The following is a 17,342-nucleotide window of genomic DNA, read 5'->3' as shown; positions in this document are numbered from 1 at the left end:
GATCGAAATTGGCCCTGCAAGAAGGCTGCCGCGCAGCATGGGTCAACCTGCCGCACCCAAACGATCGCCCTCCCCCAGGCAAGCCTGGGAGAGGGCGCGAAGGTCGACGGAAGTAGGAGAAGGCGTCTAGTGCGACGTCATCTGCCGGGGAAGATCATCCGGCTCGGCCAGCACGCTGTCGGCCGTCGAGGCTTCCAGCGCCGCCATCCGGAACAGATAGGCGAGCGTTGCCAATCCGGTGTCTTCCGCCATCTGCGCCAGCTCGAGCGCCATGTCGGACATGTAGCCGAGATTCTCGTCCTTGGTCTGCGCCATGATCTGGCTGTCCCGCATCATGTTCGACATCTCAGGCGCTCTTTCGTTGCGCGGCAGCAAGGCCGCAGAGGTTGGCACGGGCGACGGCGTCCAGACGCGGGCCGTCCTGTTGTACGATCGAATCCATGCCGATGCGATCATGCAGGGCATCGAGGGTCTCGCGGCGAATGTCGATGGTCGCCGCCATGGTCCAGGCGTTCTCCACCAGCGCAGGCAGACCGAGCGGCGTCACGACGAAGCCGGCCTCATGGAAGCGCGGCAGCCACCACGTCTCCATGATCGCGCTGACCTGCGCGATGCCCTGATTGAGGCAGAACTCCTGCACCGCCGCCATCAGTTGCAGGTTGAGAGCGCCGTCGCGGCGATCGCGCACGACGAAGTAGCGCGACCATTCCCAGACCAGCGGATTCGCAGGGCAACCGCGAACCGATGCCAGATGCGGGAAGACCTCACTCATCATCGAGGGCTTGGTGGTGGGGTAGAGCCGGTGACCGCCGACGACGCGCCGGCCTTCCAGCGCGAGCAGATAGACGGTGTCCTCGTCGTCGTAGGAATCGACCTCGCGGCAATCAGGCCGGCGCAGAGTTTCCCAGTGCCGCTCCTCGACGAAGATGTCGTGGCGTAGTCGGAAGTGCTGTTCGAGTACGTCTTCGTAAAGGTGGCGATTGACCGAAGAAATTGCGTGAATCATGAAAACCCCCATTCAGCCTGAATGAGGGGCAGCCTCCGCGAAAAGAGGCAGGTTCGATATTGGGAAATTTCCCAGTACGTCGCTTAGGGATTGATGATCTTGTTGCGAATCGCCAGTGCAACCGCATGCGTACGGTTGACGGCACCGAGCTTGCGCGCGGCGGTTGCAAGATGCTCTTCGGCGGTACGCTGCGTGATGTGCAGGATCTCGCCGATTTCCCAGGCCGACTTGCCCTGCGAGGCCCAGGCGATCACCTCGCGCTCGCGCGGGGTGAGACGCGTCGAGAGATGCGGCGCCGGATCGAGCAGGCGGCGAATATGGTCGAAGCCATACATTGCCATCAGGTGCAACGCCGGCTTGCTGCGGGGATTGAGGTCGAGATGGACGCCGCCGAGCGACACCGCCGCCTCGTAGCCGGTGAGCCCGTGGATCGGCACGATGAAGCCGCGCGACATGCGAAAATCGGTGGCACGGTTCATCACCTCGGCCGCGTCCGGCTCGAGCTCGGCATCATAAGGCGCTTCCGCCCATTCGAACGGATTGACCGATTGCCGGCACAGCCGCACGACGGGGTCGACGCGGTCGTAATTGTTCTGGGTGTAGAGATTGAACCATCCTGCCGGCCAGCGCTTGGCAAGCACCATCTGCGCGAACCGCTGATCGGGATTCGGCAACCCCGTCACGATGATGGTCTCGAAGCCGAAGCGACCGAACGCCGCCTCAAGCGCATTCATGGCGTCAGGTACCTTGCGATAGGTCCCCAGGCCTTCGATGAAGTCGAGCGCTTCCCGGCCATAATCTACGGCGTCTACGGCGGACATCGGTGCGTTTCCTGAGCCTCGCCGTCGGTATAGCACGTATTTGGGAGCTGCCTCAATTCGCTGCTTCCGTAGTTTACCGGCCTTCGTCTGCACCGCAGATTTAATCTACTTGTGGAGGAAGTGACGTCAAGTTACACCTATGGCGTCTGAAGCGGGAAAATCACGATGGAAGACGAGGACATCGCCCTCAACAGCGTGCTCGGCCTGGAACTCAACCGCGTGTTTTTCGCCGTCCGCGAAACGGCAAACAAGCAGAAGATCATCGAGTACGCGCGCGAGGTGCTGCAGCGCGAACGCGCGGAGCGGCCCGGCAGCGCGTCGCCCGAGAGCCCGGCGAGCTAGAACGCAGTTACAGGTGAGGCGTACGTTCCGCGCGAGCGGCGCCCGTCCATTCGAACGTGCCGATTTTGGCCGAAACATTCTGACTGCGAAGTTAATCAGCAATTGTTGCCGGTGAGCGAGTTGCGCTCTTACCCTCCCTGGAGGGGGAGGGTAAAGCGCCGCCCGCTCCGTCGCACACTTGCCGCTGGATGACATCACGGCTCTCGTGAGATGATCGCCGCCACGATCCTCTTTTGGGATGCCCACGACATGATGACGCTGCGCCAGGTTGAAGTGATCCGTGCCGTGATGGTGACGGGTACCATCGGCGGCGCGGCGAAGCTGCTCAACGTGTCGGCGCCGGGGATCAGCCGGCTGGTCAAATACACCGAGCGCACGCTCGGCATCCGCTTCTTCCAGCGCCAGAACGGACGCTACTTCCCGACGCCGGAAGCCGAGAACATCTTTGAGCAGATCAACGGCGTCTACAAGAAGGTCGACGACCTCTCCGAGCTCATCTCCAAAATCGGCCGCGGCGGTTTGTCGGAATTGCGCATCGGTTCGGTGCCGAGCATCTCCCAGGTGATGGTGCCGCGTGCGATCGAGCGCGTCCGGCGCCGCTATCCCGATCTCGGCATCGACATCAACATCCTCAAGCTCGAGGAGGCCATCGACTACCTCCTGCTCGGCCGCGGCGAGTGCGTGGCGATGAGCTATCGGCTCGAGCATTCCGGGCTCGACTTCATGCCGCTCGCTTCGGGTGAGCTCTATTGCATCGTGCCGCCGGGTCACGAGCTTGCCGGCCGCAAGCAGGTCTCGGCGGCCGAGATCACCCGCTATCCGCTGATCGGCATCGATCCCAACGATCCCTACGGCCGGATCATGGCCGGGATCTTTGCGCGCCACCGGCTCGACTACAACATCACGATCCGCGCGCGCTTCGGCACCACGGTGTGTGCGCTGGTGAAGGCAGGGCTCGGCATCGCCATCATCGACCAGTTCACGGTGGCCCATGGCGGCTATCCGGGAATCGAGCTGTTGAAGATCACCGAGCCGACGCGGTTCGAGACCTATATCGCGGTGAAGCGCGGCGCGCCGCTGTCGCTCCATGTCGAGTATTTCATCGAGTCACTGCGCGCCGAGATGCGCACGGTGGAGCCGTCCCGCAGCGAGGGCAAGGCCGCCCCGGCACGCGGGCGGAAGAAATAACATTATGTTAGGTTTGCCCAATAAATGGGTAATTGTGTTAGGCACGGGAAAGGCTATCGTCGCAACTGGAAGCCCCCTTGGAATTGTGCGGATTTCCCCGCTAATGGCCAGGACCCAACGCTCCCAACGAGACGATAGCCAACCATGTCCAAGCGCGGATACGCCGCCAGCAAGAAGCTTCTCACCGGCCTGATCGGGGCGCCGATCGCGCATTCCGCCTCCCCTGCCATGCACGAGCGGGCGGCCGAGGCGCTTGGCCTGCGCGGTCACTACCAGCTCATCGAGGTCGCCGGCGCCGATGCGGCCGGGCTCCGCATGATGCTCGAGGGCGTGCGGCGGCTCGGCTTTGCAGGCGTCAACGTGACTTACCCTTACAAGGAAGCGGTGGTCCCGCTGCTCGACGAATTGGCGCCGGGCGCGGCCGCCATGGGCGCGGTCAACACCGTTGTCGCCAGGGACGGCCGGCTGATCGGCCACAACACCGACACGACCGGGTTTGCGCGCGCGGTCGCGCCGCTGCTGGCGCCGTCCGGAAATGCAGTCGCCGTGATCGGAACGGGCGGTGTCGGCAAGGCGATCGCCTTTGCGCTGGCGAGCCTGAAGGTCTCCGGCCTCCGCATCTTCGACAGCGAGACGGCGCGCGCCGAAAAGCTCGCTTCATTGCTTGCCAGGCACGGCGGCGCCACGGTGGCGAAAAGCGTCGAGGACGCGCTCGATGGCGCAACCGGCCTCGTCAACGGCACGCCGGTCGGCATGCTGCCGAACCGGGGCATGCCGGTGCCGGCGACCTTGCTGCACGAGAAAATGTGGGTCGCGGACGCCGTCTATTCGCCGCTGATCACGCCGCTGCTGGCGGCGGCACAGGCCAAGGGCGCACGGATCATGACCGGGCGGGAGCTCGCGATCTACCAGGCCGCCGACGCCTTCGAACTGTTCACGGGCCTTGCCCCATCGACCGAGGTCATGGGAGAGGCATTCGACGAGGTGATGGCGGCACGAAGCGCTGCCTACCACGCCGCGTAACCGAAGCGGCCGGACACAAGGCCGCGGACCACATCAACGAAAATGGGAGGAGTGACCATGAAATTGACCCTAGTGGCAGGCGCCTTGCTTGCCTTCGCGACTGCAACCAGCGTCCACGCGCAGGCGATCAAGCTCGCCGACGTCGCCGAGCTCTCGGGCGGCGGCGCCACCGTCGGCACCAACTGGAAGAACGGCATCGACCTCGCCATCGAGGAGATCAACGCCAAGGGCGGCGTGCTCGGCCGCAAGCTGGAGGTCACCCACGCCGATTCGCAGTCCAACCCCGGCGTTGCCCGCGCCCAGGTGCAGAAGGCGCTCGACGCCGAGCCCTATGTGCTGCTCGGGCCCGGCTATTCCGGCTCGGTCAAGGTGACGGCGCCGCTCGCGGCCGAAGCCGGCATCGCGCAGATCATGGGCGGCGAAGCCGCCGAACTGACGCAAGCCGGCAACAAGTTCCTGTTCCGCACCTCGTTCGGCCAGCAATCGTCGATGCCGAAGGTCGCAAAATACATCCACGACGACATGAAGGCGAAGACGGTCGCGGTGGTCTGGGTCAACAACGACTTCGGCCGCGGCGGACGCGATGTCGTCGTCAAGGAACTCGACCGGCTCGGCTCCAAGGTGGTCGCCGATCTCTCGACCGAAGCGGGACAAGCTGACTTCGCCGCCGACGTCGGCAAGATCAAGGCCGCCAATCCCGATGCGGTGTTCGTCTACCTGAATGAAGAAGAGAGCGCGCGCATCCTGAAAGAATTGAAGCGCCAAGGCGTCACCGCGCCGCTGATGGGCGAGACCACGCTGATCGGCCAGAAGGTGATCGAGCTCGCCGGCGATGCCGCCAACGGCGCGCGCGGCCATGTCGGCCTCACCACGGACGCGCCGGTCGACCTGATCAAGGCGTTCCGCGACAAGTTTTCCAAGAAGTACAATTACGTGCCCGACCATAACGGCCTGAAGGGCTATCTCGCCGTCTACATGGTCAAGGCCACCACCGAGAAGATGGGCAAGGTCGACAGCAAGGCGTTCGCCGACACGCTGCACGGCCTGACCATCAAGGCCGCGGACGAGCCGGGCATCCTGATGGACGTCACGTTCAGCGAGACCGGCGACATCGACCGGCAGAGCTTTCTGGTCGAGGTGGTCGAAGGCAAGCAGGTGGTGAAGCAGGTGCTGCCCAAGGTGAAGTGAGGGCTTCGCTTCGCCTCTCCTCTCCCTCGCCCCGCTCTTCGCGTGGAGAGGGTTGGGGTGAAGGGCCGCCTCTGCAGTCGCGGTGAAAGTTGAATTTGCGGAGAGAGCCCCTCACCCCGCCCTCTCCCCGTTAGAACGGGGAGAGGGAGAAGCAAGAAGGCGGGGGGAGACGACGGAGCGGCGGGAGGGGAAAATGTCCAATCTGTTCGATCTTCTGGTCGCGGGACTTGCCACCGGCGCGATCTATGCGCTGGTCGCGGTCGGTTTCACGCTGCTGTGGCAGACCTCGCAAACCATCAATTTTGCGCAAGGCGAGTTCGTGATGCTGCCGGCGTTCCTGATGCTGGCGACGATGCATGCCGGCGCGCCGTTCTGGCTCGCGATCATCCTCGGCATCCTGCTCTCGATGATCCTGCTGGGCCTCGCTTTCAAGATGCTGCTGGTCGATCCGATGATGCGCCATGGCGTACTGCCGCTGGCGATCGCGACGATGGCGCTCGCGATCGGCATCAAGGAGGCCGTGAAGCAGTTCTTCAGCGCGGAGGCCTCGCCCTTCCCCTCGATCGTGCCGACCGGTGATATCTCCATTCTCGGACATGCCGTCTCGCTGCAAAGCATCGGCGTCCTCGTCCTCGCCATTCTTGCCGTCTTCGGCCTGACGAGCCTTCTCAACCGCACCTCGCTCGGTCACCAGATGCAGGCGGCGGCGCAGAACCCGACGGTGGCGCGCATCATCGGCGTGCCGGTCGAGCGCATGATCTTGCTGACGTTCCTGATCAACGCCTTCCTGGTCGCGCTGGCGTCGCTTCTGATCACGCCGATCTACCTCGCAAAATTCTCCTCCGGCGAGGTGCTGGGCCAGGCCGCCTTCATCGCCGCGATCGTCGGCGGCTTCAACCAGGTGCGCGGCGCCATCGCCGGCGGCCTCCTGATCGGCGTGCTCGACAATCTCGCGGCCGCCTATGTCTCGACGCAATACCGCGCCGCCGTGCCGATGATCTTCCTGATCGCCGTCATCCTGTTCCGGCCGCAGGGCTTGCTCGGCCGCGCCGAGGAGCGCACCGTATGAGCGGCTTCGCCAAACCGTTGAAGATCGCGCTCGGCCTCATCGTCATTGCCGGCCTGATCATCGTCCCCATGAACTTCAACCGCTACGGCCTGTTCATCCTGAGCCAATGGGCGGTGATGAGCATCGCCGCCATGGGGCTCAATTTGACGCTCGGCTATGCCGGCCAGGTCTCGCTGGCGCAAGGCGCCTTCGTCGGCATCGGCGCCTATGCCGCCGCGATCATGACTACCCATGGCTGGCCGCTGCCGGCGGCGATCGTGGTCGCGATCGTCTTGAGCTTCGCGGTCGGCTGGGTGCTCGGCTATCCCGCGCTGCGCGTGCAGCATCATTATCTCGCCTTCGTCACGCTCGCCTTCTCCACCCTCGCCTTCCTGGTGTTCCGCAACGAAAGCTGGCTCACCGGCGGCATCTACGGCATCTCCAACATTCCGCGGCCGCACATTTTCGGCATCGCGACCAACAAGCCCCTGCCCTTCTACTATGTCTGCCTCGGCTCGCTTGCGATCGTGTCGCTCGCGGTGTGGTGGCTGATCCGCTCGCCCTGGGGCCGCGCCTTCATGGCGTTGCGCGAAAATCCGCTGCGCGCGCAGTCGCTCGGCGTTGACACGAGGCGCTATACGCTGATGGCCTTCGCGATCGGCTCGGCGCTCGGCGGCGTTGCTGGCGCGCTCTATGCGCCGCTGACGCAATATATCGATCCCGTGCCGTTCAACCTGTCGCTCTCGCTCGACCTCTTGATGATGGTGATCGTCGGCGGTGCCGGCTTCTATTTCGGCCCCTTCCTCGGCGCGATGATCGCGGTGCTGTTACCGGAATGGCTGCGCTTCACGGAAGGGTATTATCTGATGCTCTACGCGGTCGCGGTGATGCTGCTGTTGATCTGGTCGCCGACCGGCATTCTGGGAATTCTCGACCGCTACCTCGCCGAGCGCCGCACCAAGGCGGCCTCCGCGCTGCGCGCCGTCGCAAAGTCCCGGCTGGAGACGGTGCAATGAGCGCGGTCCTGGAAGTCACCGGCATCAAGAAGAATTTCGGCGGCATCAGCGCCGTCGATGGCGTCTCATTCGACGTCCGCGAGGGCGAGATCCTCGGCCTGATCGGCCCGAACGGCTGCGGCAAGTCGACCCTGTTCAACTGCATCCTCGGCCAGCTCACACCATCGGGCGGCGAGGTCAGGCTCGACGGCAAGGTGGTTACGGGCCTGCGTCCCGCCGAGCTCAACAAGCTCGGGGTCAGCCGCACCTTCCAGCTCTTGCAGGTCTTCCCAAAGCTCTCGGTGCGCGAGAACCTGATCCTCGCGGGACAGGAGCACCAGGGCAATATGGCCTCGCGCCTGGTCGGACGCTCCGACGCCGGGCTGACCGGGACCGCCAACCAGATGATCGGCTTCTTCAAGCTCGACCATCTCGCCGACGAGCCGGCCGGCGGGCTCTCCTATGGCCAGCAAAAATTGCTCGATGCCGCGATGGCCTTCATGGGCGGGCCGCGCCTCGTCCTGCTCGACGAGCCCGCCGGCGGCGTCAACCCGTCGATGCTGTCGGACCTGAAGGATCGCCTGGTCGCGATCAACCGCGAGAAGAACGCCACCTTCGTCGTGATCGAGCACAACATGGAATTCGTGATGTCCCTGTGCTCGCGCGTGATGGTGATGGCGGAGGGCAAGGTGCTGGCGATGGGACGGCCGGACGAAGTGCGGAAAAATCCCGCCGTGATCGAAGCCTATCTCGGACATTAGGAAGCCATCATGAGCGACCCGATCCTCTCGGTTCACAATCTCGTCGGCGGCTACGGCAAGATGACGATCCTGAACGGCACCACCTTCGCCGTGCCGCAGGCGACCATCACCACCATCATCGGCCCCAACGGTGCCGGCAAGTCGACGGTGTTCAAGGCGATCTTCGGCCTGTTGAAGCTGCGCGAAGGCAAGATCAGCTTTGCGGGCCGCGACGTCACCAATTTGAGCCAGCGCGCGCTGCTCAATGCCGGCATCTGCTACGTGCCACAGGGTCGCAACATCTTTCCGGAGCTGTCGGTGCGCCACAATATCGAACTCGGCGGCGTCGCCGCCGGCAAGGGCATCGACCTGCCCGCACGGATCGAAGCCGCGCTCGACCTGTTTCCCGCGCTGCGCCGCAAGTCGGCGCAGCAGGCCTCCACACTCTCCGGCGGCGAGCAGAAGCAGCTCGAGATCGCGCGCTCGCTGCTGCTCGAGCCAAAGCTCGTGCTGATCGACGAGCCCTCGATCGGCCTGTCGCCGCTGATGGTGCAGCAGACCTTCGACATCCTGAAAGGCTTGCGCGACCGCGGCGTCACCATCCTGATGATCGAGCAGAACGCGCGCTCGGCGCTGGAGATTTCCGACATCGGCATCGTGCTCGAGCTCGGCCAGACCCGCATGGTCGACGGCGCGAAGCGAATTCTGAACGATCCGCGCATCGGCCAGCTCTTTCTCGGCGGCGCCATGGAGGACAACGCAGCATGAACAAGCGTTCGATCGCGACCGTCTCGCTCTCAGGCAGCCTGGACGAGAAGCTCCGCGCCATCGCATCGGCCGGGTTCGACTCGGTCGAGATCTTCGAGAACGATCTGCTGTCGTTCGGCGCAAGTCCGCGCGAGGTGGCGCAGCTATGCAAGGATCTCAATCTCGAAATTTGCGCATTCCAGCCGTTCCGCGATTTCGAGGGCATGCCAGAGCCGCAGCGGACGCGCAACTTTGCCCGCGCCGAGCGCAAGTTCGACCTGATGCAGGAGCTCGGGACCGATCTGCTGCTGATCTGCTCCAACGTCTCGCCCGCCTCGCTCGGCGGCATCGATCGCGCCGCGGACGATTTTCGCGAGCTCGGCGAGCGCGCGGCCAAGCGCGGCTTGCGCGTCGGCTATGAGGCGCTGGCCTGGGGCCGCCATGTCAACGACTACCGCGACGCCTGGGAGATCGTGCGCCGCGCCGATCATCCCGCGATCGGCGTCATCCTCGACAGTTTTCACGCGCTCGCGCCCGGCTTTCCGGTTCGCGCCATGGCCTCGATCCCCGGCGACAAGATCTTTCTGGTGCAGCTCGCCGACGCGCCGAAGCTCGAGCTCGACATTCTCTCGTGGAGCCGGCACTTCCGCTCCTTCCCCGGCCAGGGCGATCTGCCGGTCGGCGAATTCATGCAGGCCATCGCAGCGACCGGCTATGCCGGGCCGCTGTCGCTCGAAATCTTCAACGACCAGTTCCGCGCCGGCTCGTCCGCGCAGACCGCGGTCGACGGCCTGCGTTCGCTGATTCTGCTGGAGGACCAGCTCGCGCCGGATTGGCCGAAACTTGCCGGCAAGCCGCTGGCACCGAAGGCCAGGAGCCATGGCACCGGCTTCATCGAGTTTGCCGTCAACGAGACCAAGGCCGGCGATCTCGCGCGCCTGCTCGCGCAGCTCGGCTTCCGCAAGACCGGCAAGCATCGCAGCAAGGCCGTGGAGCGCTGGTCGCAGGGCAAGGTCGAGCTCGTGATCAATTGCGAGACCGACGGCTTTGCGCATTCGCACTATGTCACGCACGGCCCCGGCGTCTGCGCGATTGCGCTCGACGTCGACAATGCCGGTCTTGCCATGCAGCGCGCCGAAGCGCTGAAGGCGCGCACCTTCTACCAGCCGGTCGGGCCCGGCGAGCTGGAGATTCCCGCGATCCATGGCGTCGGCGGCAGCCTGCTCTACTTCCTCGATCAGGCCGGCAAGAACTGGGACACCGATTTCGAGCCGGTCGCAAGTGACACGAACGCAGACGCCCTGCTCGCCGTCGATCACATCGCGCAGTCGATGCCCTATGACGAGATGCTGTCCTGGCTGCTGTTCTACACCGGCATCCTCGACCTGAAGCGGCTGCCGCAGATGGAGATCGCCGACCCGCGTGGCCTCGTGCAGAGTCAGGCGGTCATCAACGCCGACCAGAGCCTGCGCTTCGTGCTCAACGGCTCATCCGCCAACCGCACCCTGCCGGCGCGCTTCATCTCGGAGTTCTTCGGCTCGGGCGTGCAGCACGTCGCGTTCTCCTGCCGGGACATTTTTGCGACGGTCGCCGCGATGCGCAAGCGTGGCGCGGATTTCCTGGATATCCCCGATAACTACTACGACGACATCGAAGCCAAATATGACCTCGCGCCCGACCTGATGGCGCAGCTGCGCGCCAACCACATCCTCTACGACCGCGAAGGCGACGGCGAGTTCTTCCAGGTCTACACGCACATTTTCGACGAGCGCTTCTTCTTCGAGATCGTGGAGCGACGGGATTATCAGGGATTTGGCGCGGCCAATGCCGGCATCAGGCTCGCGGCGCAGGCCCGCGAGGTACGACCCGCGAGCATGCCGCGGGTGTGAAGCCGGTACGGCGGAGGTCGCGCCTCCTCTCGCTGCAACGGCTATGTCGCAATCTTTCGGCGAATAGAACGGATCGCGTCTGGAGACGCCAACGCAGCATCCCACTCGCCGCTCGGCAGATCGCCGAGCAGGTTCGAGAGCTCGACCGCGAGCGCTCGAAGCCGCGCATTCTCCTCGAGCAATCGCATCACTTCGTTCGACGGCGATTCATCGTCGTTGAATTCTTCCAGGAGCTGTGGCGACAGACGTTCGAGCGCATCGTCGGACATAACGTCGTCCGCAGTTGAATTGATTTTCCGCGTCTTGCTGTGCGGCGGCAAATATTTATCACTCATCGGCAAGTCCCCCGAGGACATGCCCCCGACCTTATCCAGCCAGGTTCGAATGAGTCGTGGGCGGATTTGAGTCTAAAATCAGACCGGCGCGCGACCTTGCGCGGGCGCGGGTCGAATGAATGCCGTCATGAATCTGTCGCAGCACATCGGCGCATGGGACACGAGAGATTCCCCTCTCCCCGAGAGCGGGGAGAGGGGGAGAAGAGACCTCACTTCATCGCGCACTTGTCGTGGAAGCGGTCCTGGTCGTTCTCAACGATGGTCGCGACGGTCTTCAGCGAGAGCTGGCCTTCGCCGTCCTTGACCACATCCTGGAGATAGAAGCTCTGCACCGGGATGTGGTTCTTGCCGTATTTGAACGGGCCGCGCAGCGACTTGAAGTTGGCCTTCTCCATCTCGGCCTTCATCGCGTCCTTCTTGCTGGTGTCGCCCTTCACAGCGACCACCGCGCTGTTGATGAGCTGGGCCGCGTCATAGGCCTGCGCGCCGTAATAGGTCGGGCGCAGATTGGGGTACTTCTTGCGGTAGTCGGCGACGAAGCGCTTGTTCTGCTCGTTCGGGAGGTCGTTGACCCATTCCTGCGCGCCGGGCACGCCGAGCGCGTTCTCCTTCTGGAGCGGCAGCGACAGCTCGTCGACGGTGAAGGCGGTGTAGAGCGGCATCGTGCTCTTCAGGCCGGCCTGCGCATATTGATTGAGGAACTGCACGCCGGCCGCACCGGGATAGAACACGAAGATCGACTCGGCGCCCGAGGCGCGCGCCTTGGAGAGCTCGGCGGAGAAGTCGAGTTGGCTCGGCCAGACCGTGTATTCCTCGCCCTTGACCTCACCCTTGAACGTGCTCTTCAGGCCCGCGAGCATGTCCTTGCCGGCCGCGTAGTTCGGCCCGATCAGGAACACGCTCTTGACGCCCTTCTGGTTCATGTAGAGGCCCATGGCGGCGGGCGTCTGGTCGTTCTGCCAGGAGGTCGAGAACACGTAAGGCGAGCACAGTTCGCCGGCGAGCTGCGACGGACCGGCATTGGCCGAGATCAGGAAGGTCTTCGAATCCACCGCGGTCTTGAGCGAGGCCAAGAGCACGTTCGACCAGATATAGCCGACGATGAAATCGACCTTGTCGGACTGCACCAGCTTCTCGGTCTTCTGCTTGCCGACATCGGGCTTCTGCCCGTCGTCCTCGTAGATCACCTCGACCGGCTTGCCGTCCATCTTGCGGCCGATGTGGTCGAGCGCGAGCTCGAAGGAATTGCGCATGTCGTTGCCGATCACGGCGGTCGGGCCGCTGAAGGTCGAAACGAAGCCGATCTTGATGGTGTCGCCGGCGAAAGCCTGATTTGCCAGCACCAGCGCCGCTGCGCCCGCCAGCCAGAATGCCGTCCTCATAACCACTCCCCTCCTTATTATTGATCCCGGAAACGGGGTGATCGCCGCCCCCGGGTCTGTCTCTATTGAACGCAAAATCTATCGCGCCGCCAATGGCTCAGCGCCCGCCCCTGCACCATATTTCGCCCCAATCGAGGATGGCAAGAAATATAATTCTACTCACTTCGGCCAAGACCGGTCCAAGGCTGCGGCGCTTTTTCACAGGGCATATCGATACGCCCAACCTATGCCGCGATTGATGACGGCTATTGGACTACGGCGCCCAAAGCGCACTTACATGAAGGAGAGCAGCAGCGAGATTCGAGGGTGTCATCATGGCCGCAAATCCCCACCGCGTCGTCATCGTCGGAGCCGGCTTCGGCGGGCTGGAGACGACCTACCGGCTTGCGGGTGCGCCGGTCGAGATCACGCTGATCGACCGCCGCAACCATCATCTGTTCCAGCCGCTGCTCTACCAGGTCGCGACCGCCTCGCTCGCGACCAGCGAAATCGCCTGGCCGGTCCGGCACCTGATGCGCGACCGGCGCGAGGTGACGACCCTGTTTGCGACGGTGAGCGGCGTCGATGCCGACCGGCGCTGCGTGCTGATCGACGACGGCAGCGAGGTGCCCTACGACACGCTGGTGCTCGCCACCGGGGCGCGCCATGCCTATTTCGGCCATGACGAGTGGGAGCAGTTCGCCCCCGGCCTGAAGACGCTGGAAGACGCGACCACGCTGCGCCGTCACATCCTGGTGGCATTCGAGCGCGCCGAGCGCGAAACCGATCCGGCCAAACGCGCGGCGCGGCTGACCTTCGTCATCGTCGGCGCCGGCCCGACCGGCGTCGAGCTCGCCGGCACCATCGCCGAAATGGCGCACCACACGCTCCCCGCCGACTTCCGCAACATCGACACCCACAAGGCACGCGTGGTGCTGATCGAGGCCGGACCGCGCGTGCTCGCGGGCTTCCCCGATGATCTCTCGGCCTATGCGCAGGCCTCGCTGGAAAAGATCGGCGTCGAGGTCGTGCTGGGCCAGGTCGTCACCGAGATCAACCGTGAGGGCGTCGTGTTCGGCGGCAAGCTGCTCGAAGCAAAGACGCGGATCTGGGCCGCCGGCGTGCGCGCTTCGCCCGCCGCCGAATGGCTGGGCGCACCAAGCGATCGCGCCGGGCGCGTGGAGGTCGAAGACGACCTGACGATACCCGGTCATCCCGAGATCTTTGCGATCGGCGACACCGTCTTGATCAACGCCTGGGAGGGCAAGCCGGTGCCCGGCATCGCGCCGGCCGCCAAGCAGCAGGGCCGGCACGTCGCCGAGACCATCAAGGCGCGCCTGCGTGGCGAGAACAAAGGTGCATTCCGTTACAAGCACTCCGGTAGCCTCGCACAGATCGGCAAGCGGCTGGCCGTGATCGATTTCGGCAAGGTCAAGCTGCGCGGCACCATCGCGTGGTGGATCTGGGGCATCGCCCACATCTACTTCCTGATCGGGCTGCGCCACCGCCTCAGCGTCGCCCTGAGCTGGCTCTGGATCTACGCCCGCGACCAGCGCGCGGCGCGGTTGATCACGCAGGGGAGTAGCAAGGTGGCGTAGCTCTTTCTTCCTTCTCCCCTTGTGGGAGAAGGTGGCGTAGGCGGCCATCGGCCGCCGTTCTTAAGAACGCCGAAGCAGAGCTTCGGCTACGGCGCCGGATGAGGGGTTCTCTCCACTCGCAATACCATTCGTGAGGAGAGAACCCCTCACCCGGCTTCGCTTTGCGAAGCCACCCTTCCCACAAGGGGAGAGGGTGCAGCCGCGCTCGCGGCACTACTTCACCAACTCGCACCCGCCCTCGGCCAGCGGCCTAAACGCCTGGTCCGCGGGAATCGTCGAGACCAGCTTATAATAGTCGTATGGATATTTCGACTCCTCCGGCTTCTTCACCTCGAACAGATACATGGGATGCACGACGCGGCCGTCCTGGCGGATCGTGGTGTCGCCGAACAGCTTGTCCTTGCCCCTGAACTTCTTCATCTCGGGCACCGCGTCCTTCGCATTGTCGCTGCCGGTCGCGGCGACCGCGTTCAGATAAGCGAGCGTCGAGGCATAGACGCCGGCCTGGTTGCCGCTCGGCATCTTGCCGTTCATGCCGGGCCGCGCCGCAAATCGCTTGGCGAAGGCGCGGGTGTCGTCGTTCATGTCCCAGTAAAACGCTTCCATGAGCTGGAGGCCCTGGGCGACCTTGATGCCCATGCCATGGACGTCGTTGATGAAGAGCAGGAAGGCGACGAGCTTCTGCCCACTTTGCTGGATGCCGAACTCGGCCGCCTGCTTCACCGCGTTGATGGTGTCGCCGCCGGCATTGGCGAGGCCGATCACCTGCGCTTTCGAGCCCTGCGCCTGCAACAGGAACGAGGCGAAGTCGGAGGTGCCGAGCGGGTGCTTGCTGGAGCCCAGCACCTTGCCGCCGTGGCCCTCGATATATTTTTGAGCCTCCGCCTCGATGCCCTTGCCGAGCGCATAGTCAACCGTGAGGAAATACCAGTCCTTGCCGCCGCGCGACATCATCGCGGCCGCCGTGGTGTTGCCGGTCGCCCAGGCATCGTTGACCCATTGGATCGTATTGGGTGAGCAGGCCTTGCCGGTGAGATCCGAGCTTGCGGTCGACGACGCCAGGAACGTCATGCGGCTGTCGCGCAGCAGCGTGTTGATGGAGAGGCCGACGGCCGAATTCGGCACGTCGACGATGGCATCGACGCCCTCGACATCGAGCCATTTGCGCGCGATCGCGTTGCCGACATCGGCCTTGTTCTGGTGGTCGGCATAGACGATCTCGACCTTGATGTTCTTGCCGCCGCCGTTGAAATCCTCGGCTGCCATCCGCGCGGCCTCGACCGAGCCCATACCGTTGGTGTCCTGGAAGATGCCCGAGATGTCGTTGAGCACACCGACGCGCACGACATTGTCGGAGATCTCGGCGCTTGCCGCGCCGCTCATCAGGCTCGTCGCCAGCGCAAGTGTCCATTTCAGGTGTTTCATCGTTCCCTCCCCTTTGTGTGTCGCGCCGGTTGCCGCCGGCACGTTCTGGAATTCAGACCTGCCGTTCCGGCAATCTCAGCACCAGCCCATCGAGCACGGGCGTGATCATGATCTGGCAGGCCAGCCGGCTGTTCGGCAGCCGCTCGGCGGCGGTGCCGTCGAGCAGCGCGTCTTCGTCATCAGCCATCGCGGGCAGGCGCCCGAGCCAGGCTGCGTCGATATAGACGTGGCAGGTCGCACACATGGCATTGCCACCGCACTCGGCCAGGATGCCGTCGAGACCATGGCGGGTCGCGGCCTGCATGGCGCTTTCGCCGCCTGAGGTCTCGACACGGTCGGACTTGCCGTCGGCATGGATGAAAGTAATGGCTGGCATCAAGGCTCCTCGTCAGGCCGGGGTGATGGTGACCGGCAGGCTGTCGAGCCCGCGCAGCGTGTTGTTGAAGCGGCGTTTCGGCTCGCCCGTGATCTCGATCTTCTCGATACGCCGCGCCAGCGCCGTCAACATCACTTCGCCTTCGAGGCGCGCGACGAGTTGGCCGACGCACATGTGGATGCCGGAACCGAAACCGACATGGCCGGACGAGCGGCGCGTGATGTCGTAGCTGTCGGGCTTGTCCCAGCGGCGCGGATCGCGATTGGCGGCGGCAAGGAACATCAGCACCTTCTCACCATCACCGATCGTCGCGCCTGACAGCTCGACCTCACGTGTGGTGGTGCGGAAGAAGGTCTGCACCGGGCTTTCGAAACGAACCGCTTCCTCGAAGGCGCTACGCGCGAGCGTGAGATCGCTGCGCAGACGCTGCCATTGTTCGGGGAAGCGCGCGAGGCAATAGACGGCCGCGCCGATGCCGTTGACAGTGGTGTCGAGGCCGGCCGACAACAGCGAGCGCACCAGCAGCGGTGCTTCGGTGGCCGTGATCGCGCCCTCGTCGACCTGGGCATGAATGCAGGCGCCGAAGCCACCGGGCGCAAGGTTCTCGCGCTGGCACTGCTCGGCAACATAGGCTTGATGGGGCGTAGAACGCGCAATCGCCTCCCGGCGCAGTTCATTGGGCGGCCCGAATGCGTTGAACACGACGCTCGCGTAGGGAATCAGGTGCTCGCGCCCCTCGGATTTCAGCCCGAGCGCATCCGGGAAGATCGAGAGCGGATAGGCCTCGGCGAGGTCGGCGATCGCGTCGAAGCTGCGCCGTTCGATCAGCGCGTCCACCCGCTCCTCGGCCGCCGCGGCAAAGCGGTCGCGCACCTGCTTTATCACCGTCGGCGACAGCACCTTCGAGAGCACGGCGCGGGTCCGCGTATGCGCGGGCGGATCGGCCTCGAGGATCAGGCTGGGCGGCCGCCACGGTGTCTCCTTCTTGAAATCGGAGAGGCCGACGCCGCGGCTGGAGCAGAACGTCGCGGGATCGTTCAGCACGGCGTGGACCTCGGCATAGCGTGCCACGCCATAGACGTTCCACTTGTCGAGATAGACGACCGGCCCCGCCTCCCGCAGCCGCTCGTGCGTGGAATAGGGGTCGGTGAAAAAATTCATGTCGAAGGGATCGACGTCGAGATGCGGGACGCCTGATACGGCGGAGCCAGGTGCGCTCATTGAAGTCCTCCCTCATTTTGATCTTGTGAAAGGGCCGCG

General features: G+C 64.4%; 18 protein-coding genes. 10 read left to right on the top strand and 8 right to left on the bottom strand.

Annotated elements, in window-relative coordinates:
* Positions 1-126 precede the first annotated feature (126 nt).
* The 3 genes from BJ6T_RS05295 to BJ6T_RS05285 all read right to left on the bottom strand — a co-directional run bounded on the left by BJ6T_RS05295 (position 127) and on the right by BJ6T_RS05285 (position 1,827).
* Positions 127-345 carry a hypothetical protein gene (locus BJ6T_RS05295; protein WP_014491264.1) on the bottom strand — a complete coding sequence of 73 codons (219 nt, stop codon included), beginning with the start codon at positions 343-345 and terminating at the stop codon, positions 127-129.
* Between the two features lies 1 nt (position 346).
* Positions 347-1,006 (bottom strand): acyl-homoserine-lactone synthase, encoded by a 660-nt coding sequence (locus tag BJ6T_RS05290; protein ID WP_014491263.1) that lies wholly within the window; start codon positions 1,004-1,006, stop codon positions 347-349.
* Between the two features lie 83 nt (positions 1,007-1,089).
* Positions 1,090-1,827: a helix-turn-helix transcriptional regulator gene (locus tag BJ6T_RS05285; protein WP_014491262.1), complete on the bottom strand. Its 738-nt coding sequence runs from the start codon at positions 1,825-1,827 to the stop codon at positions 1,090-1,092.
* Between the two features lie 165 nt (positions 1,828-1,992).
* Here BJ6T_RS05285 and BJ6T_RS45220 point away from each other — a divergent pair, with 165 nt between their 5' ends.
* From BJ6T_RS45220 to BJ6T_RS05245, 9 genes are all read left to right on the top strand, one after another.
* Positions 1,993-2,169 carry a hypothetical protein gene (locus tag BJ6T_RS45220; protein WP_014491261.1) on the top strand — a complete coding sequence of 59 codons (177 nt, stop codon included), beginning with the start codon at positions 1,993-1,995 and terminating at the stop codon, positions 2,167-2,169.
* Between the two features lie 249 nt (positions 2,170-2,418).
* A complete protein-coding gene (locus tag BJ6T_RS05280) occupies positions 2,419-3,357 on the top strand; it encodes a LysR family transcriptional regulator (RefSeq protein ID WP_028169964.1) in 939 nt (312 codons plus the stop codon).
* Between the two features lie 144 nt (positions 3,358-3,501).
* Positions 3,502-4,380 carry a shikimate dehydrogenase gene (locus tag BJ6T_RS05275; protein WP_014491259.1) on the top strand — a complete coding sequence of 293 codons (879 nt, stop codon included), beginning with the start codon at positions 3,502-3,504 and terminating at the stop codon, positions 4,378-4,380.
* Between the two features lie 57 nt (positions 4,381-4,437).
* On the top strand, positions 4,438-5,568 hold the full coding sequence (locus BJ6T_RS05270) for an ABC transporter substrate-binding protein (protein ID WP_014491258.1): 1,131 nt from the start codon (positions 4,438-4,440) through the stop codon (positions 5,566-5,568).
* A 193-nt stretch (positions 5,569-5,761) separates the two neighbouring features.
* Positions 5,762-6,637 carry a branched-chain amino acid ABC transporter permease gene (locus BJ6T_RS05265; protein ID WP_014491257.1) on the top strand — a complete coding sequence of 292 codons (876 nt, stop codon included), beginning with the start codon at positions 5,762-5,764 and terminating at the stop codon, positions 6,635-6,637.
* Positions 6,634-7,632, top strand: coding sequence for a branched-chain amino acid ABC transporter permease (locus BJ6T_RS05260; RefSeq protein ID WP_014491256.1), 999 nt, complete (start codon positions 6,634-6,636; stop codon positions 7,630-7,632). The genes BJ6T_RS05265 and BJ6T_RS05260 overlap by 4 nt, the downstream gene beginning before the upstream one ends.
* Complete coding sequence (locus BJ6T_RS05255) at positions 7,629-8,372, top strand: ABC transporter ATP-binding protein (RefSeq protein WP_014491255.1); 744 nt, start codon at positions 7,629-7,631, stop codon at positions 8,370-8,372. The genes BJ6T_RS05260 and BJ6T_RS05255 overlap by 4 nt, the downstream gene beginning before the upstream one ends.
* 9 nt (positions 8,373-8,381) lie before the next feature.
* A complete protein-coding gene (locus BJ6T_RS05250; protein ID WP_014491254.1) occupies positions 8,382-9,119 on the top strand; it encodes an ABC transporter ATP-binding protein in 738 nt (245 codons plus the stop codon).
* Positions 9,116-10,987: a bifunctional sugar phosphate isomerase/epimerase/4-hydroxyphenylpyruvate dioxygenase family protein gene (locus BJ6T_RS05245; protein ID WP_014491253.1), complete on the top strand. Its 1,872-nt coding sequence runs from the start codon at positions 9,116-9,118 to the stop codon at positions 10,985-10,987. Before BJ6T_RS05250 ends, BJ6T_RS05245 begins: the two co-directional genes overlap by 4 nt.
* Positions 10,988-11,028: 41 nt before the next feature.
* Here the strand turns inward: BJ6T_RS05245 and BJ6T_RS05240 are convergent, their stop codons facing one another.
* Positions 11,029-11,322, bottom strand: a complete 294-nt coding sequence (locus BJ6T_RS05240) for a hypothetical protein (protein ID WP_144037983.1) — start codon at positions 11,320-11,322, stop codon at positions 11,029-11,031.
* A 209-nt stretch (positions 11,323-11,531) separates the two neighbouring features.
* Positions 11,532-12,704 (bottom strand): ABC transporter substrate-binding protein, encoded by a 1,173-nt coding sequence (locus tag BJ6T_RS05235; RefSeq protein ID WP_014491251.1) that lies wholly within the window; start codon positions 12,702-12,704, stop codon positions 11,532-11,534.
* Positions 12,705-13,018: 314 nt separating this feature from the next.
* Between BJ6T_RS05235 and BJ6T_RS05230 the strand changes: the two genes are divergently transcribed.
* Positions 13,019-14,281, top strand: coding sequence for an NAD(P)/FAD-dependent oxidoreductase (locus BJ6T_RS05230; RefSeq protein ID WP_014491250.1), 1,263 nt, complete (start codon positions 13,019-13,021; stop codon positions 14,279-14,281).
* A gap of 213 nt (positions 14,282-14,494) precedes the next feature.
* Here BJ6T_RS05230 and BJ6T_RS05225 read toward each other — a convergent pair whose 3' ends face one another.
* The 3 genes from BJ6T_RS05225 to BJ6T_RS05215 are packed head-to-tail and all read right to left on the bottom strand — an operon-like array spanning position 14,495 to position 17,303.
* Entirely contained in the window at positions 14,495-15,706 is a 1,212-nt protein-coding gene (locus BJ6T_RS05225; protein WP_014491249.1) for an ABC transporter substrate-binding protein, read from the bottom strand.
* 52 nt (positions 15,707-15,758) lie between these two features.
* Complete coding sequence (locus BJ6T_RS05220; RefSeq protein WP_014491248.1) at positions 15,759-16,082, bottom strand: 2Fe-2S iron-sulfur cluster-binding protein; 324 nt, start codon at positions 16,080-16,082, stop codon at positions 15,759-15,761.
* A 12-nt stretch (positions 16,083-16,094) separates the two neighbouring features.
* Positions 16,095-17,303 (bottom strand): cytochrome P450, encoded by a 1,209-nt coding sequence (locus BJ6T_RS05215; RefSeq protein WP_014491247.1) that lies wholly within the window; start codon positions 17,301-17,303, stop codon positions 16,095-16,097.
* Positions 17,304-17,342: the final 39 nt, after the last annotated feature.

Source organism: Bradyrhizobium japonicum USDA 6, assembly GCF_000284375.1.
Taxonomy (GTDB): Bacteria; Pseudomonadota; Alphaproteobacteria; order Rhizobiales; family Xanthobacteraceae; genus Bradyrhizobium; species Bradyrhizobium japonicum.
This window is presented reverse-complemented; position numbering and strand designations above follow the sequence as displayed.

What these genes read in the sequence shown, in the direction of transcription:
- BJ6T_RS05295 (WP_014491264.1), bottom strand. Translation starts at nt 345, where the DNA reads ATGTCGAACATGATGCGGGACAGCCAGATCATGGCGCAGACCAAGGAC.
- BJ6T_RS05290 (WP_014491263.1), bottom strand. Translation starts at nt 1,006, where the DNA reads ATGATTCACGCAATTTCTTCGGTCAATCGCCACCTTTACGAAGACGTA.
- BJ6T_RS05285 (WP_014491262.1), bottom strand. Translation starts at nt 1,827, where the DNA reads ATGTCCGCCGTAGACGCCGTAGATTATGGCCGGGAAGCGCTCGACTTC.
- BJ6T_RS45220 (WP_014491261.1), top strand. Translation starts at nt 1,993, where the DNA reads ATGGAAGACGAGGACATCGCCCTCAACAGCGTGCTCGGCCTGGAACTC.
- BJ6T_RS05280 (WP_028169964.1), top strand. Translation starts at nt 2,419, where the DNA reads ATGATGACGCTGCGCCAGGTTGAAGTGATCCGTGCCGTGATGGTGACG.
- BJ6T_RS05275 (WP_014491259.1), top strand. Translation starts at nt 3,502, where the DNA reads ATGTCCAAGCGCGGATACGCCGCCAGCAAGAAGCTTCTCACCGGCCTG.
- BJ6T_RS05270 (WP_014491258.1), top strand. Translation starts at nt 4,438, where the DNA reads ATGAAATTGACCCTAGTGGCAGGCGCCTTGCTTGCCTTCGCGACTGCA.
- BJ6T_RS05265 (WP_014491257.1), top strand. Translation starts at nt 5,762, where the DNA reads ATGTCCAATCTGTTCGATCTTCTGGTCGCGGGACTTGCCACCGGCGCG.
- BJ6T_RS05260 (WP_014491256.1), top strand. Translation starts at nt 6,634, where the DNA reads ATGAGCGGCTTCGCCAAACCGTTGAAGATCGCGCTCGGCCTCATCGTC.
- BJ6T_RS05255 (WP_014491255.1), top strand. Translation starts at nt 7,629, where the DNA reads ATGAGCGCGGTCCTGGAAGTCACCGGCATCAAGAAGAATTTCGGCGGC.
- BJ6T_RS05250 (WP_014491254.1), top strand. Translation starts at nt 8,382, where the DNA reads ATGAGCGACCCGATCCTCTCGGTTCACAATCTCGTCGGCGGCTACGGC.
- BJ6T_RS05245 (WP_014491253.1), top strand. Translation starts at nt 9,116, where the DNA reads ATGAACAAGCGTTCGATCGCGACCGTCTCGCTCTCAGGCAGCCTGGAC.
- BJ6T_RS05240 (WP_144037983.1), bottom strand. Translation starts at nt 11,322, where the DNA reads ATGAGTGATAAATATTTGCCGCCGCACAGCAAGACGCGGAAAATCAAT.
- BJ6T_RS05235 (WP_014491251.1), bottom strand. Translation starts at nt 12,704, where the DNA reads ATGAGGACGGCATTCTGGCTGGCGGGCGCAGCGGCGCTGGTGCTGGCA.
- BJ6T_RS05230 (WP_014491250.1), top strand. Translation starts at nt 13,019, where the DNA reads ATGGCCGCAAATCCCCACCGCGTCGTCATCGTCGGAGCCGGCTTCGGC.
- BJ6T_RS05225 (WP_014491249.1), bottom strand. Translation starts at nt 15,706, where the DNA reads ATGAAACACCTGAAATGGACACTTGCGCTGGCGACGAGCCTGATGAGC.
- BJ6T_RS05220 (WP_014491248.1), bottom strand. Translation starts at nt 16,082, where the DNA reads ATGCCAGCCATTACTTTCATCCATGCCGACGGCAAGTCCGACCGTGTC.
- BJ6T_RS05215 (WP_014491247.1), bottom strand. Translation starts at nt 17,303, where the DNA reads ATGAGCGCACCTGGCTCCGCCGTATCAGGCGTCCCGCATCTCGACGTC.